Source organism: Salinisphaera hydrothermalis C41B8, from assembly GCF_000732535.1.
Taxonomy (GTDB): Bacteria; Pseudomonadota; Gammaproteobacteria; order Nevskiales; family Salinisphaeraceae; genus Salinisphaera; species Salinisphaera hydrothermalis.
The window spans coordinates 1-14,725 of sequence record NZ_APNK01000007.1 but is presented as its reverse complement, the minus strand read 5'-3'; the positions used below and the strand labels follow the sequence as shown (position 1 = coordinate 14,725).

Annotated in this window: 13 protein-coding genes; 11 read left to right on the top strand and 2 right to left on the bottom strand. The window is 64.7% G+C overall.

The window, feature by feature from the left end; all coding sequences use genetic code 11:
* Positions 1–37 precede the first annotated feature (37 nt).
* The 11 genes from C41B8_RS21125 (at position 38) to C41B8_RS06665 (ending at position 12,948) form a co-directional block, all read left to right on the top strand.
* Positions 38–1,804, top strand: coding sequence for a fructose-specific PTS transporter subunit EIIC (locus C41B8_RS21125; RefSeq protein WP_051883197.1), 1,767 nt, complete (start codon positions 38–40; stop codon positions 1,802–1,804).
* A 1,229-nt stretch (positions 1,805–3,033) separates the two neighbouring features.
* Positions 3,034–3,711, top strand: a complete 678-nt coding sequence (locus C41B8_RS06710) for a response regulator (RefSeq protein WP_037335863.1) — start codon at positions 3,034–3,036, stop codon at positions 3,709–3,711.
* Positions 3,708–5,141 (top strand): sensor histidine kinase, encoded by a 1,434-nt coding sequence (locus C41B8_RS06705; RefSeq protein WP_156962453.1) that lies wholly within the window; start codon positions 3,708–3,710, stop codon positions 5,139–5,141. The genes C41B8_RS06710 and C41B8_RS06705 overlap by 4 nt, the downstream gene beginning before the upstream one ends.
* 74 nt (positions 5,142–5,215) lie before the next feature.
* Complete coding sequence (locus C41B8_RS06700; RefSeq protein WP_037336065.1) at positions 5,216–6,562, top strand: efflux transporter outer membrane subunit; 1,347 nt, start codon at positions 5,216–5,218, stop codon at positions 6,560–6,562.
* Between the two features lie 3 nt (positions 6,563–6,565).
* Positions 6,566–7,699, top strand: coding sequence for an ABC transporter permease (locus C41B8_RS06695; RefSeq protein ID WP_037336062.1), 1,134 nt, complete (start codon positions 6,566–6,568; stop codon positions 7,697–7,699).
* Between the two features lie 4 nt (positions 7,700–7,703).
* Entirely contained in the window at positions 7,704–8,426 is a 723-nt protein-coding gene (locus C41B8_RS06690; RefSeq protein ID WP_037335860.1) for an ABC transporter ATP-binding protein, read from the top strand.
* A gap of 23 nt (positions 8,427–8,449) precedes the next feature.
* A complete protein-coding gene (locus C41B8_RS06685) occupies positions 8,450–9,388 on the top strand; it encodes an efflux RND transporter periplasmic adaptor subunit (RefSeq protein WP_198025091.1) in 939 nt (312 codons plus the stop codon).
* A 432-nt stretch (positions 9,389–9,820) separates the two neighbouring features.
* A complete protein-coding gene (locus C41B8_RS06680) occupies positions 9,821–11,176 on the top strand; it encodes a glycosyltransferase family 87 protein (protein WP_037335857.1) in 1,356 nt (451 codons plus the stop codon).
* 167 nt (positions 11,177–11,343) lie between these two features.
* A complete protein-coding gene (locus C41B8_RS06675; RefSeq protein ID WP_037336057.1) occupies positions 11,344–12,180 on the top strand; it encodes an alpha/beta hydrolase in 837 nt (278 codons plus the stop codon).
* Positions 12,181–12,211: 31 nt separating this feature from the next.
* Positions 12,212–12,571: a DMT family transporter gene (locus C41B8_RS06670; protein ID WP_037335854.1), complete on the top strand. Its 360-nt coding sequence runs from the start codon at positions 12,212–12,214 to the stop codon at positions 12,569–12,571.
* Positions 12,568–12,948: a DMT family transporter gene (locus tag C41B8_RS06665; RefSeq protein ID WP_037335851.1), complete on the top strand. Its 381-nt coding sequence runs from the start codon at positions 12,568–12,570 to the stop codon at positions 12,946–12,948. Before C41B8_RS06670 ends, C41B8_RS06665 begins: the two co-directional genes overlap by 4 nt.
* A gap of 13 nt (positions 12,949–12,961) precedes the next feature.
* Here C41B8_RS06665 and C41B8_RS06660 read toward each other — a convergent pair whose 3' ends face one another.
* Together C41B8_RS06660 and C41B8_RS06655 are read right to left on the bottom strand one after the other, a co-directional pair.
* A complete protein-coding gene (locus C41B8_RS06660; protein ID WP_156962452.1) occupies positions 12,962–13,858 on the bottom strand; it encodes an arginase family protein in 897 nt (298 codons plus the stop codon).
* A partial coding sequence (locus C41B8_RS06655; protein WP_051883194.1) for a GNAT family N-acetyltransferase occupies positions 13,821–14,725 on the bottom strand: 905 nt, incomplete at its 5' end. The genes C41B8_RS06655 and C41B8_RS06660, both read right to left, overlap by 38 nt.

Sequence of the window (14,725 nt, the reverse complement as noted above, 5' to 3'; positions counted from 1 at the left end):
GCCGAAACGGCCGGCGCGTGTTGCCGAGGAGTCGAGGATGAACATTACTATTGTCACGGCTTGCCCCGGCGGGCGTACCACGTCCTGGCTGGCCGCTCAGCGATTGGCGCGGGCCGCCGAACGCCTCGGGCACACCGCGGTGTTCGATGCCGAGGACACGCGTTCGAGCGAACTCGTCATCGTCGCGGCGAGCGCGCCGGTCGACCTGACGCGCTATGCCGGCCAGCCGCTGTATCGGGCCGAGATGGCCGATGCCCTGGCTGACCCAGATCAGGTGATCGAGACAGCGCAGACATCGGCGCGGCCGTACGACCCGGCCGACGATCCGGCCCCGCGAGCCGACACCGAAGCCGACGATGTGCCTGCCCAGGGCGCGCGCATCGTCGGTGTAACGGCCTGCCCGACCGGCGTGGCGCATACGTTCATGGCTGCGGAGGCCTTGACCGAAGCCGGGCGCGCGATGGGCCACGAGGTGCGCATCGAGACCCAGGGCTCGGTCGGCGCACAGGATGCCCTCACCGAGGAAGAGATCGCAGCCGCCGACGTGGTGCTACTCGCCTGCGATATCGAGGTCGACGACTCGCGGTTTGCCGGCAAGCGGATCTATCGCGCCTCGACCGGGGCCGCGTTGAAGCGCGCCAAAGCGACCATCGAGGCCGCGCTCGCCGAGGCCGAGGTGGAATCGGACGAGGTCACCCGTTACGGCCCGTCGGCCGCGAAATCCAAGGGCAGCATCAAGGATCGCGGCGTCTACAAGCATCTGCTGACCGGCGTGTCCTTCATGCTGCCGATGGTGGTCGCCGGCGGGCTGTGCATCGCGCTGTCGTTCGTGTTTGGCATCCACGCCGCCGATCAGAAGGGCAGCTTCGCGGCTGCCCTGATGCAGATCGGGGCCGGCTCGGCGTTCAAGCTGATGGTGCCGGTGCTGGCCGGTTATATCGCCTACTCGATTGCCGATCGGCCCGGCCTGACGCCGGGGTTCATTGGCGGCTGGCTGGCGACCGATCTCGGCGCCGGCTTTATTGGCGGCATCATAGCCGGCTTCCTGGCCGGCTATGCCGCGCTGGCGGTCAAACGCTACGTGCCGTTGCCGGCGAGCATCCAGTCGCTCAAGCCGATTTTGATCATTCCGTTGCTTTCGAGTCTGGCCACCGGACTCATCATGATCTATGTGATCGGTACGCCGGTGGCGGCGATCCTGGAAGCGCTCAAGCAATTTCTCAATTCCATGGGGTCCACCGACGCCGTGCTGCTCGGGCTGCTGCTCGGCGGCATGATGTGTTTCGACATGGGCGGGCCGATCAACAAGGCGGCCTACACCTTCGGCGTGGGGCTGCTGTCCACGCATACCTATCTGCCGATGGCGGCGATCATGGCCGGCGGCATGGTGCCGCCGCTCGGGCTCGGCCTGGCCAGCCTGGTCGCGCGGCCCAAGTTCGACGCGACCGAGCGCGAAGGCGGGAAGGCCGCGGTGGTGCTCGGGCTTTGTTTCATTACCGAGGGCGCGATTCCGTTTGCCGCCCGGGATCCGCTGCGCGTCATTCCTTGTTGTGTGCTTGGCGGGGCGACGGCAGGGGGCCTGAGCATGTACTTCGGTTGCAAGCTGATGGCGCCGCACGGCGGGTTGTTCGTGTTGTTGATTCCGCACGCGGTGACACATGTCGCGTTTTATTTAGCCGCTATCGCCGCGGGCTCGGCCGTAACCGGCTGCTTCTATGCGCTCATCAAGCGGCGCCCCGCGGCCGACGCGGCGCCGTCTGCGGCCGCCGACCCGCTGGGGCTGAATTCGTCGAGCGCGGCCTAGGGTCTGTTGAGGTTTCGTGCGAGCGCCGCGTTGGCGTCCGCAAATCGTGTCCGGCAAGGCGCGAGTCTCCGCGTCGTGGCGTGCCACGACCCAGACTCGCAACGCCGCCGGGCGCCCCTAGTTAATTTTTTATGGGCGGCCCAACCCGAAGGGACAAGCGCCCTTAAATTAACGACACGACGGCAATCCAGCGTTATAGCTCTCTCGCGTAGAACGACTACGCCGCGTTCGCTACGCCTCGTCTTGCCGCAAAACTGCGCTTGGCGCGGACTCGCACCAAACCTCAACAGACCCTAGAGGACTGTTTCCAAACTTTAAGGGGGAGCAGTCGCAGGTCAGATGAGCGAAGCGTCAGCCGCCATGCTCGGCAATCCCGAGTGGTGGCGCAGTCGGCGGAGTCGGCTTACGGCCTGCGGCCTAGGGCGTGTCGTCATGAGAGACGCCACCGCATGAGGCCCGCCCATCGTGTCAGGCAAGGCGCATGCCGCCGAGCGTGGCGGGCCCCACGGTCAAGGCATGCAACGCCGCCTGGCGCGGGGGGCGGGCCTCACCCGCAGGGCCCGTGCCCGTGAGGCGGCAATCCGGCGTTATCGTTCGCTCACGTGGCCGGGCCACGCGACGCTCAGGATGCGTTGTCTTGCCACCTCACGGGCGCGGGTGCGGCGGTGTATCTCATGACGACACGCCCTAAGCCGACCTACACCTGACGAGAAGCGTTGTGATGCTTTTACGGCAGGGTATGCCGCCGAGCGCGGCGGGCTTCACGGTCTCAAGGCATGCAACGCCGCCTGACGGGGTGGGCACCGGTGCGGCGGGTATCTCATGACGACACGCCCCAAATCCCCTGTAAAAAAGCAGGCGCCGGCGGGCATTGTGAATCCGGGCATGCCATGGCCGCGTGTCTGACCTGACACCATCGACCGATGCCAACGGCGCGTCCCCGGCCACGTCTTGCGACCGGGGCGATCGCCCCTCGGGGCAACTCTCCCATCGTTCTTCCCCATGGTCTCGCTCGCGACAACGACGAACGACGGCGCGCCCGTCTTTCCGTTTAAATGATCGGGTTCGTAAAAAATAAGTTTTTTAACCGTTAGAAGCGTTATTTTTTTGTTACACATTTTTGTATAAGCGCCAATATCCGCCAATAGTTTTATCGGGGTGAACTTATTGATGGTTGGGTAGTCCTATAGCTTCACCGAGCAACTGAGGGGCGGGACGGCTTGCCATCGATGCGTATTCTCGTCGTAGAGGATGATTCGGCCATTGCCGAGGGTTTATGCGCGGGCCTGCGTGATAGCGGGCATGCGGTGGATCACTTGGCGGACGGTCGCCAGGCGCGGGTCGCGCTGGAGGAGCGGACGCACGATCTATTGGTTCTGGATCTCGGTTTGCCGTATCTCAGCGGCGATCGCCTGCTCCAGGAGCTGCGCAAGCAACAGAATCCGTTGGCGGTATTCATTGTCACGGCACGAGACAGCATGGAGGAAAGAATCCGCGTGCTGGATCTGGGCGCCGACGACTACCTCGTCAAACCTTTCGCGTATGCCGAATTTGCGGCGCGCGTGCGCGCGCTGCTACGGCGCCAGGTGGCGCACGGCCGGCCGGAAATGCTGCTGGGGCGGCTGCGCCTGGATATCGCCGGCCGACGCGGCTGGGTCGGCGATCGTGAGCTGGAACTCACAGCGCGGGAATTCGGGTTGTTGTCAGCGTTGGCGGCGCGTCAGGAACGCCTCACGAGCCGATCCCAGCTGATCGAAGCTGTTTGCGACTGGAACGAGGAGCTCACCGACAACGGCCTGGATATCGCCGTTCACCGGCTGCGGAGAAAACTGGAAAATTCCGGCGCCAGCGTGCGGACCGTGCGTGGTCTTGGTTATATCCTGAAAGTCGATGACAAAGCAGCATGAGTTTGACGATGTCGACGCGCGCGCGGCGCCCGAGTCTGCGTCGCCGGCTTTTATTGTTTCTGCTGGTGCCCATGCTGATCATTCTCACGGCGGATGCCGTCATCACTTATGTCGTTGCCTTGTCCTATGCCAATCGCGTGCATGACGAAGATCTCGCCGACGACGCCCGTACGCTGGCGACGATGCTGCAAACCCGGTCGCTCAAGGGCACGGTATCGCCACAGGCGCGTTTTCTGCTGGAGTTCGACCCGGACGGCCATAATTATTTCGCGATTCGCAGCCCACAGCGGGGGCTGATCGCGGGGAGCCGGGTGTTGCCGCCGGTAGCCGCGTTGCCAAAGCCGGGGCAGGCACCGCGTCTGTACGACACGCATATCGGGCATACCGCTCTGCGCGCCGCCACCATCACGATCGACGCGCCCAATCATGGGCAGGGCGTGCTCGAGATCACGGTGGCCCAGACCTTTCAGGGGCGCCGGCAGGTCGCGCGCCAGATTCTGCTGCTGAATATTTCGTTGCAGGTCGCGTTGATCAGCGTGCTGTTGTTGCTCGTGTGGCTCGGGGTTCGTTTCGGTCTGCGCGTCATCGATCCGCTAACCCAGCGTCTGCGCCGTCGCGACCATGATTTGTCGCCGATCGAGGACGACGATGTCCCGGTCGAGCTGTTGCCATTGACGCATACCATCGACGCGCTGTTCGCGCGCTTGCGCGACATCATGGCGCTGCACGAGCGTTTCATCGCCGATGCGGCGCATCAGTTGCGGACACCGCTGGCGGGCTTGCGCCTTCAGGTCGAACGGGCCCTGCAGCACGCGGATGACCCACGGGCCGTGCAAGCGCTGGAGCATATTCAACAGCTCACCGGGCGTACGGCGCGGACCTCGGTACAGCTGCTGGCGCTCACCCGGGCCGAGGCGCGCCCGATGCAGAAAGTGCCGGTCGATCTGCGAGTCTTGCTGCCGGAGCTGGCGGGGCAGCGCGTGCCGGAGGCCATCGAGCAGGAGATCGACTTCGGCTTCGAAACCACCGATGAGCGGGCCTGGGTCGATGGTGATTCGATTGCGCTTCAGGAAGCGCTGGATAATCTCATCGATAACGCGTTGCGCTACACGCCGCGTGGCGGGACCGTGACGCTCGCCCTGACGACGTCGCCCGACGAGCTTTGTCTCCAGGTGGACGACAGCGGCCCCGGTGTGGATGCCGATATCCTGCCGCGGCTCGGGGAGCGTTTTTTTAGGGCGCCGGATAATCGACGCAGCGGCACCGGTCTGGGCCTGGCGATCGTTCGGCATATCGTCTTGAAGCACCAGGGCAGCCTGCGTTTCGAACGCTCACCGCTCGGCGGTCTCGGTGTGCGAATCAGCCTGCCGCGGCGAACCGAACCCGGCGCGGGCGAGACGCATGCCGGGCGCGCTGGGGCGCGTTCATGATGGCGACGATACCCTCGAACGCATCGAAAGCCTGGCCGTCGCCCCGTCGGGTTCGCGGCGGCGCCGTTTTGGGCATGGCCCTGTTGCTGGGCGGCTGTGCATCGACGCCGGTGCCGCACCCGGATGTCGCGCTGCCATCGCACTGGGTGCATGCAACCGGGCAGACGGCACCGCCGCATCCCGATTATCGGGAATGGTGGCAGGCACTGAATGATCCGGGCTTGAATCGGCTGGTGGACGAGTCGCTCAAGGCGAACCTGGATCTGGCCGCGGCGCGCGAGCGGGTCCTGGCGGCGCGGGCGTTGTATCTGCATAGCGATGCGCCGTACAAGCCGTCGCTAAGCATCAAGACCGACGACCCGGTGGACCCGGACGCCCGGGCTTCTTATTTCCTCATGGGCTTCGATGCGAACTGGGAGCTGCCGTTGTTCGGTCGCGGCGAGGCCAAGAAGAACGTGGCCCGCGGGCATCTCGCTACCGCGGCCAGCAATTTGCGCGACGTACGCGTGTCGATGGTGGCGGAAATTGCGCGTGACTGGATCAATCTGCGCGGCGCGCAGCAGCGCAGCTCGATCCTTGGCCAGATGCTGGCCGTGCAACATCATCGAATCCGGCTCGCGCGCGAACGTATTCGTCTCGGCCTGGCATCGCCGACGGTGTTGAGCGCGCCGTTGTTGAAAGCCTCCGATTTGGAAGCGGAGCGGCAGGACGCTCGGCATGCGGCCGTGGCGGCGGCCCAACAACTGGCGCTGCTCACCGGCCGTGCCGAGCCCGACAAGAGCTGGCTGCAGGCGGCGAACGTGCCCACGCTGCAAGGCTATGAACCGGTATCGGTGCCGGCAACGCTGCTCTATACGCGACCCGGCATCGCCGAGGCCCGGGCTCGGGTGATTCGTGCCGCGGGCGAGCTGGGTCTGGCGCGGGCCGATCGCTATCCGAGCATCGGGATTGGCGCTTCGCTGGTGGCGTCGGCGAATCTGGCCAGCTACAAGTCGAGCGGTGTCGGCGGCATCGGTTCGATCGGCCCGATGATCGATATTCCGCTGTTCGACTGGGGTATGCGCAAGGCACGGGCCCAGGCCAAGGGACATTTGCTCAAGGCGGCATCGCTGGCGTATCGCGAGGCCGTGTTGCAGGGCGTGGCGGATGTGGAAACCAAGCTCGACGATCTGAACAGCACGCAGCAACAAATCCAGACGCGGCAACAAGTGCTCCAGCGTGAGCAGACCGCGCTAGGCCGGGCCCGGACCCGCGACCAGCTCGGGCTCGACAGTCCCGATCAACGTCTCGGGGCAGAACTGGCTTACAACCAGGCTCGCCTGCGGCTCACCCAGGCCCAGACGGCGCACGATATCGCCTACGTGGCGCTCTACAAGGCGCTGGGCGGGCCGAGCAATCACGCGATCGAGAGTGCGGGCTGAATGATGGTTTCGTTGGCGCGCAAGACACTGCTGCACGAATGGCGACGCTTTCTGCCGGCGATGCTGGCGGTGAGTTTCGCGACGCTGCTGCAGCTGCTGCAGGCCGCTCTGGTGCTCGGTATTTTCGGCGGCGCGGCGGTGTATGTCTCGGATTCGAATGCGGATCTCTGGGTCGGCTATCCCGGCACCCAGAGCGTCGACCAGGGCCGGCCCATCGACGGCGATATCGCGTCGCTGCTGGAGATGAATCCGCAGATCGAGTCGGTCGAGCCGTTCTATCTGCTCGATGGCGATTGGCGCGGCGGTCACGGCACCGGTGGCGTATCGGTGTTCGTGTCCGGTGTGTCGACGCGGCCGGGTGCGATGATGTTTGCTCGTGTGCTGACGCCCGCGTTGCGCGCGCGCCTGGCGTATCCCGAATCCGTCATTGTCGATCCGGCCGATTTGAACAAATTGGGGGTACAGGTCGGGGACACGGCCAGCGTCAACGGCCATCTGGTGCGCGTGGTGGGCACGGCCCGCGGTCTGCGTGCGCTGGGCGGGGCGGACATCGTCACGTCGCTGCAGACAGCGCGCATGCTGGATCCGGCGCCGAGCGACAGTGGTGGCCCCACTTACCTGGTTGCGCGCCTGCGTCATCCGGCCGCGGCGTCGTCGGTCGTCGCCGATATCAATGGACACAGCGGCTTCGGACGCTACCAGGCCTGGACCGCGCCGGCGTTCGCGCGGCTTTCGGTGCTGTTCTGGCTGTTCAATACCGGCGCCGGTGCCGGCGTGCTGTTTCTGGCGGTCATCGTTTTCGTGGTCGGCGCCATCATCACCAGCCAAGCGCTCATGGCGGCCGTCGCGGCCTCGGTCAATGAATACGCCACGCTCAATGCGTTGGGTGTCGGCAAGCGCTCGCTGCGCTGGGTGGTGTTGGAGCAGGCGTTCTGGGTCGGCGCCTGCGGTGTCGTGCTGGCCAGCGTGCTCGCGGCGTTGCTGATCTGGCTGGCGCACAGCAACAACGTGCCCGTGGCCATGCAGCCGTCCGTAGCCGCGGCCTGCCTGGGGCTGGTGATGGCCTTGGTCGCTGTGTCCGGGTTGATGGCGATGCGCAGCATGCAACGCGCCGACCCGGCCACCTTGTTGAGATGAGCGGATGCCGTACTCGAATACCGTAATCGATCCGAATCCGATGCTGGTGGCCGAAAACCTGACCAAGTCGTTTACGTCGGGGCAGCTCAGCACGCGAGTTCTCGACGACCTGTCGGTAGAAATCGGCGCTGGCGCACTCACGCTCATCTCCGGGCCGTCGGGCTGTGGCAAGAGCACATTGCTGTCGATTCTCAGCGGCCTGCAGGCCCCCGATCACGGGCGCGTTCTGGCGCTGTCGGAGTCGCTGCAGGCGATGGATGCCAAACGCGTAGAAGCGTTTCGTCTGCACCATACCGGGTTCGTATTTCAAGGCTTCAATCTCTTCCCTGCGCTGACGGCACGCGAGCAAGTGCAGCTGCCGTTGCAGTACATGCGGCTATCGGCGCAAGAGATCACGCGGCGCGCCGACGAGGCGCTGGCCGAGATGGGCATGGCCCATCGGCAGCATCTTCGCCCGGCGGCCCTGTCCGGCGGCGAGAAACAGCGCGTCGCGATCGCCCGGGCGCTGGCCAAGGCGCCGGCGCTGTTGTTCGCCGACGAACCGACCAGCGCGCTCGACGCTGCCAACGGGCAGATCGTGATCGATCTGTTGCATCGCATTGCCCGCAACCACGGCACGACGGTGTTGTGCGTCAGCCACGATCCACGGCTGATCAGCCATGCCGATCGCGTGCTGACGATGGAAGACGGGCGCATTCTCGACGACTCAGACCGTGGCGCGCGATGAATCCGCCACGACAGGAAACGGCCATGTTCAAGAATCGATACGCCGGGCGGATACGTTATGTCGCGGTGCCATTCGTTGTTCTGCTGACGGCCGCGTTGGCGGTGGCCTGGGCCGCCGACCGCGCTCCGGCCTCACCCCAGACCAAGCCGCGTGACCAGGCCGCCTATGCCGCCGTGGCGCGCGGCCGGGTTGATGTTCAGGGCGGTATGTTGAAGCTGCAGGTCCCGGTGTCTGGCGCGGTGGATACAGTGCTGGTGCACGCGGGCGACACGGTCAAGAAAGGGCAGCTTCTCGCCCGCCTGGATGCGCAGGTCGCCCAGGCCCAGGTCCATATCGCGCAAGGCAAATTATCGCAAGCGCGTACCCAGGAACGCATTCTGGACGATCGGTTGAAAGCAGCGCGCAGCCAGGCCGACAAACTTCGAACCGCAGCTCGCGCTGGCGCCGGCTCGAGACACGATGCCGATACCGCCGCGCAGACCGCACGGGAACTGAAATGGCAACGGGACGGCGCGCGTGCCCAGATCGAAATCGCGAACGGCAATCTGGCGGTCGCCCAGCACCAGCTGACGCAACATCGGATTCAGGCGCCGGTAGCGGGCCGTATCGTGCAGGTGAATATCCAGCCGGGCGACCAGGTGGGCGCCGATGCGGCCCCGGCATTCGAATTGCTCCCCGATCGTGCGCGTATCGTCCGCGCCGAATTGAACCAGGAGTATGTGGGCGCCGTACATAAGGGTATGTCAGCGCAGGTGTTGTTGGACGATGCCGGCCAGACTTCGTTGGGCCGCGCTCATGTCGTTCGCGTCGGCGATGTCTTCCGCAAGCCCACGCTCGACACCGATCCCGGCCAGGATGCCGGGGTTCGCACGGTGCTCTGTGTTCTGGCGTTCGACCACCCCGCCCATCTGCGGATCGGACAGCGGGTGGTGGTACGGATTCTGCGCGACGGGGCGTCCTGACCCGCTCCCCATCGCCGTGAGGGCCTATTTGAATGGGCTCTAAGTGGCCGACGAAAGGCTCACGAAACTGCGGTCTGGGACGCTGGTGTCATCCGGTGGCCGAGTCTGGCCGCGCGGCGCTCGATTTTCCATGACCGGAGCTGTGAATGCTCGCCAATATCGCCTTGTCCTGCCCGGCCGATTGTCGCGCCGGGTCTTCGATTCACGAGACATCGGGCAAGACCCTGGTGCCAGGGCGGCAACGACACTGCCATCGACGCGCGGGCATGACGCGGGCCCGTACGCCAGTTAACGCCTGCTGCTGCAACCGGGGCAGGCGAGTGGGCCACGCTGCGATCGACTCATGTCGTTGCGACGGGCCACGCGGGCGGCGTGGTCTTGCATGCCCCGGCGACTGTCGTTCGGGCGGCCGCCGTTAGTCTGTCACAGCTCATGCAAGCACAATCTCGCTTCAAGTCGTCGCACCTGTGGTTCCGCGGCCTCGTGGTACTGATCACCGTACTCCTGGCCCTGGGCACCGTATGGCGTGCCGGGCCGTCTACGGTGGCTGGCCACCCTTTCGGCTCGACCCATACGCATTCGGACTTCACGGCGTATCTCGCCGGGGGCCAGGCGATACGCAACGGGTCCGATATCTACAAGGCGCATAACGAGCGCGACTGGGCCTATGTCTATCTACCGCCGCTGGCGATTCTGGCCGCGCCATTGACTCGGCTGCCCTTGCCGGCCTCGGTGCTGCTGTGGTTTCTGATCTGTGTGGCCGCGTTGAGTTTAGGTATCCGGTATTGCCGCCGATTGGTCGGTGCCGGCGCCGGCCCATTGGATAGCGCTAAACCTTTGCTGCCTGTCGTGCTGGCATTACCGTTCATCGTCGATGGCCTGGCGCGGGGTCAGGCATCGGTCGTGGTCGCTGCCGCTGTATTCGCGATGTTCTACTACGATGCCATCGATCAACCGGTCCGGGCGGCGGGTTGTCTGGCCGTGGCGGTCGTGCTCAAGGTTTTCCCGTTGGCATTGCTGGCTTATTTCGTATGGCGTCGTCGCTGGCGTTTTTGTGTGTTCAGCGTAGTCTTCATGATCCTCGGCGGCCTGCTGTTCCCGGCCTGTGTACTCGGCTGGCAGTCAGCGGTCCACGATGTGATCGAATGGATGCATGTGGTCGGCCTGCCGGCATTCACGCCAGGCAGCAAGGCGGCCTATTTCCCCCAGCTGCTACAGCCCGACGGTCTGCACAATCAATCCCTTTACGCGGTCCTGACCCGAGTCTCGGAAGCCGCGGTGCCCGCTCTTAAGCCTTACGTCCAAGCGGTGTCGGATGGCGTCTCGGTCGGCCTGTTCCTGATAATTTGCCGGGTGGAGCGCAGGGCAGCCCACAAGAACGCGCTATTCGTGACATCGGCGCTGGTGGTCTGGTTGTTGATCGCCGCGCCGGTGACCGAGCTCCACTACTACATTCTTCTGCTGCTGCCTTTGTTCGCGATCCTGTATCGCGCCCCTTCGTTGGCACGCGCCAAGCGATGGCTCGCACGCGGTCTGCTGACATTGTTCGGGCTGTTCGCCGTGTCGGTGCCTGTCCTGGGCGATGCGCTGAATGTTGTGTGGTTTTATGGCGGCTTGTGTCTGCTCTGTTTCGCCTTGCTTGGTGGGTTGTTGATCATGGCTTGGCAGCCAAACGAATCACGAGACCGGACACGTACCCGCTCGCCGGTTTCGTCGTCGCCTCGCGGGCGACGGGCGGGCGACTTGCCGGCCCCCGGTCGTCCGATTCCAACACCATTGGTTTCCTGAACCCGATAACGCCGGTCCGCTTGAAAGACTGTTGAAACCCCGCTGTGAAATGCTGGGATCACGACTGTGCGCCCTGCGTTTCGAGCGTTGAACCCCAGGCAGCCGGTTTCATCATGCAGCAGGGCTCGCACGCGTTCGGGGCCAAAATCTGCGACACAGGACACGAGATGATCCCTAACGTCGAATTCTTCTTCCCGGGCGATAATCGCGGCGTGCTTCTGATTCATGGCCTGACCGGCACGCCCCAGGAAATGCGTATTCTGGGCAAGGGCCTGAACAATCGGGGGTTTACCACCCGCGGGGTTCAGCTGGCCGGTCATTGCGGCAGCGTCGACGATTTGCTCGCCACGGGCTGGACCGATTGGTATCGAAGCGTGGAAACCGCGGCCCGCGAGATGCGCGGATCGGTCGAGCATATGTTCGTTGCGGGTTTGTCGATGGGTGCGTTGCTCGCGCTGAGGGTGGCCGAAGAGCATCCCGACTGGGTCGATGGCGTCGGTGTGCTGGGGGCCACGTTCCGCTACGACGGCTGGAGCCTGCCTGCGCTCAACCGGCTGTCTTTTTTGCTACCCATGCTCAAGCGCCTGGGTATTGGCCGCGACCGGATGTTCATGGAGCAGCCGCCGTATGGCTTACGCGACGAGAATCTGCGCCGGAAAATCAGCGAGGCCATGGCCAGCGGCGATAGCACCGCAGCCGGTTTGCCCGGCAACCCCTGGCATTCGTTGGCCGAGCTTTATCTGATGTCGCGTCGGGTGCGGCGCGATCTGCGCCGGGTGGTGGCGCCTTGTCTGATCGCGCACGCGACCGAGGACGATATCGCCTCCAGCCGGAATGCCGAATTGGTGGCACGGCGTGTTAGCGGGCCCACCGAGATGCTGTGGCTCGATGACAGTTATCACATGATCACCATCGATCGAGAGCGTCGTCGATTGATCGAAGGCGTTGCGGATTTCTTTGCCCGCGTCGCGGCCGCTGGCTTCGCGACCGAGCGCGCCGCATGATCACCGGGCGGGCCCTGCCCGGGGCCGCTTCATGACGACGACGGTTCTGGTTCTCTGGTTGATCGTCGAGCTGTTCGATACCGCCGGGCAATTGAGCTTCAAGGCCGCGGCCAGCCATGGCATCGACGGCAGCGGCCTGGACCACTGGCGGCATATGCTGGTCCGGCCGTGGATCTGGCTGGGCGGCAGCTGTTATCTGTTCGAGTTTCTCGCGTGGATCGCGTTTCTGTCGCTGATTCCGCTGGGTCGCGGCATTCTGCTCGGCTCGATCAATATCGTGGTCATCATGCTGGCCGGCCGGTTTCTGTTCGGTGAGCGCCTGACCCGCCTGCGCGTGCTGGGCATTGCCCTGGTCGCGCTCGGCGTAGCGATCGTGGGGGCCGGTACATGAAGCGTTTCTATATCATCGGATTCGCGATTCTGCTGGGCTTCGATACGCTCGCCCAGCTCAGTTTCAAATACGCCGGCGATCAGGCCCTTCCGGTCCAGGCCAATCTCGCATGGCTGGAACGCGTCTTCACCCAGCCCTGGGTCTACGGGGCCGTGGTGGGTTACATCGGGGCCTTCTTTACGTGGATGACACTGTTGCGGCGGGCGCCCATCGGCCCGGCGTTTGCTGCGTCGCATCTCGAGGTGGTCAGCGTATTGCTGCTGTCGGTGCCGGTGTTCGGTGAATCCATTGGCTGGAGCCAGGCGCTGGGCGCGGCGGCCATCGTGGCCGGCATCTTCTGTCTGGCCTTGAGCGAATCCGAAGACGAACCGGGCTGAGCGGGCGTCATCGCTATGCGCTGTCCGGCTGCCAGGCCGCCTGAATATGGGGTAGCAGACGTCGGTTCAGGGCCTGCTGGTCCGCCTGCCAATCGCTGATTTCGGCGGCCGACAGCGCCGGTTGTCGATCCAGAGACGACAGCACGCGTTTCCACCACTGCGGGTAGCGCGCCACCGACACTTCGCCGGTGATGTCGCAGCCGATAAGGCGCCCGTGCAGCGCCTGAATCGCCGCGATCAGCTGGGACTCGTGCATCACGCCTTGATCCCAGTTGGTGCGGGCATCCTCGATACTCAGCACATCCTTGTCGATCGAGAGATAGATCGGCAGGCGCTCGTCCGCCATGTGCGCGACAAACGCCTGCAGCAAGGATTCGATGTGGTCGAACGCATGAAAGACGGGGGCGAGGCCCAGCCAGCGCGCCCACCGGACATCAACGCCGGTGGACCAGTAGTGCAGACGCCCGGCATACAACGGGCGCAGATAGTTCTCCCAGGCGTGCCCGAGGCCGATATCGGCTGATGTGATGCCGACCACGTGTACATGGCGGACGCCCGGCAGGGCGAGCGCCCGCCGTACCCACGACCCGCAATGCACCCCGAAGGGAAAACGCATGTTGTCGGGGTGGTTGTCGAATACGACGACATCCACGGCGGTGCGCGTACTCGCGCGTTCGAGCAGCGGCAGACTCAGATGATGGAAGTCGCCGCTGCCCATGAACACCGGACCCGGGTTCAGCGGCAGTTTGAGCGCGAGCTCGCGGGCGAAGCCGCGCAAGGCGCCGCGGCTGCAGGCGAAGCGCAATTGGTCCGCCCAGTCGTCGAGCGGCAGGCGGATTGAATGGTCGAATGGCCCGACCGAGCCGTCGAGATCAAGAACGACGGGATGCATCAGGAGTGCGCTGTTCATGCCAGTTTCGATCGCTTTCGAAATAAGGGGCGATCCGCCGCAGCAGGGCCCGTAACAGACGGTTGCGCGGCCGCACGGCATGTCGCGTGAACGTGAATCGGGCCCCGAGATGCGCCTTGATCTCGGGATCGGTCCAGCCGGCGATGTAATGCGTCAAGCCGCGCTCGCGCGCATAGCCCAGATTGTGCATCCAGCTCACGGCGTAGAGATTGAAATCGCGCGCCGCCGGATAATCGAAGCCGACGTATTTGTCGACCAGCATGCCGTTGTGCTCGAAGCAAAGGTTCCAGCCGATCATGCGGCCCTCGTGGCGGTATACGAAGACCACGCCGCCGCAGTCCGCGTCGCCGAGCACGGCGCGCAGGAAGCCGGCATCCAGGTGGTCGAAGTGTACTTCGCTCTGGGCGTAGACCTGCTCGTAGAGCGCGACGCAAGCGTCCAGCGTGGCCGGATCGCACAGCGCCGCGCTGCCGGTGGCCAGCGTTTCGACGGCGATCTGGTCGCGCACGCGCAGCTTGCGTCGGATATCGCGCCGCGCACCGCGAGACAGACGCGCCAGGTAAGTGTCTTCATCGGCGAAGTCGATCGGCACCCAGGCCAGCGCTTGTCCCGCCATGAGCACGAAGCCGGCGGCGCGGCAGGCCTGCAGGAACGCGTCGGCATAGGCGTTGTCGCGCGCGTCCAGCAGCGGCGAATCCTGCAGCACATCCTTGACGATAAGGAATGGGTACTCGCGCCCGTGCGCGTTCAGCAGTCGCTCGGCCAGGGCGGCCGGCTCCAGTGACCCCGGTAGCCAGGCATATTTGTCCAGTCCCGCCAACAACTGGTTTGGCGGATAAAAGAATGGCTGGGGATCTCGCGTCCACT

What these genes read in the sequence shown, in the direction of transcription:
- C41B8_RS21125 (WP_051883197.1), top strand. Translation starts at nt 38, where the DNA reads ATGAACATTACTATTGTCACGGCTTGCCCCGGCGGGCGTACCACGTCC.
- C41B8_RS06685 (WP_198025091.1), top strand. Translation starts at nt 8,450, where the DNA reads ATGTTCAAGAATCGATACGCCGGGCGGATACGTTATGTCGCGGTGCCA.
- C41B8_RS06675 (WP_037336057.1), top strand. Translation starts at nt 11,344, where the DNA reads ATGATCCCTAACGTCGAATTCTTCTTCCCGGGCGATAATCGCGGCGTG.
- C41B8_RS06680 (WP_037335857.1), top strand. Translation starts at nt 9,821, where the DNA reads ATGCAAGCACAATCTCGCTTCAAGTCGTCGCACCTGTGGTTCCGCGGC.
- C41B8_RS06665 (WP_037335851.1), top strand. Translation starts at nt 12,568, where the DNA reads ATGAAGCGTTTCTATATCATCGGATTCGCGATTCTGCTGGGCTTCGAT.
- C41B8_RS06670 (WP_037335854.1), top strand. Translation starts at nt 12,212, where the DNA reads ATGACGACGACGGTTCTGGTTCTCTGGTTGATCGTCGAGCTGTTCGAT.
- C41B8_RS06710 (WP_037335863.1), top strand. Translation starts at nt 3,034, where the DNA reads ATGCGTATTCTCGTCGTAGAGGATGATTCGGCCATTGCCGAGGGTTTA.
- C41B8_RS06700 (WP_037336065.1), top strand. Translation starts at nt 5,216, where the DNA reads ATGGCCCTGTTGCTGGGCGGCTGTGCATCGACGCCGGTGCCGCACCCG.
- C41B8_RS06695 (WP_037336062.1), top strand. Translation starts at nt 6,566, where the DNA reads ATGGTTTCGTTGGCGCGCAAGACACTGCTGCACGAATGGCGACGCTTT.
- C41B8_RS06660 (WP_156962452.1), bottom strand. Translation starts at nt 13,858, where the DNA reads ATGAACAGCGCACTCCTGATGCATCCCGTCGTTCTTGATCTCGACGGC.
- C41B8_RS06690 (WP_037335860.1), top strand. Translation starts at nt 7,704, where the DNA reads ATGCCGTACTCGAATACCGTAATCGATCCGAATCCGATGCTGGTGGCC.
- C41B8_RS06705 (WP_156962453.1), top strand. Translation starts at nt 3,708, where the DNA reads ATGAGTTTGACGATGTCGACGCGCGCGCGGCGCCCGAGTCTGCGTCGC.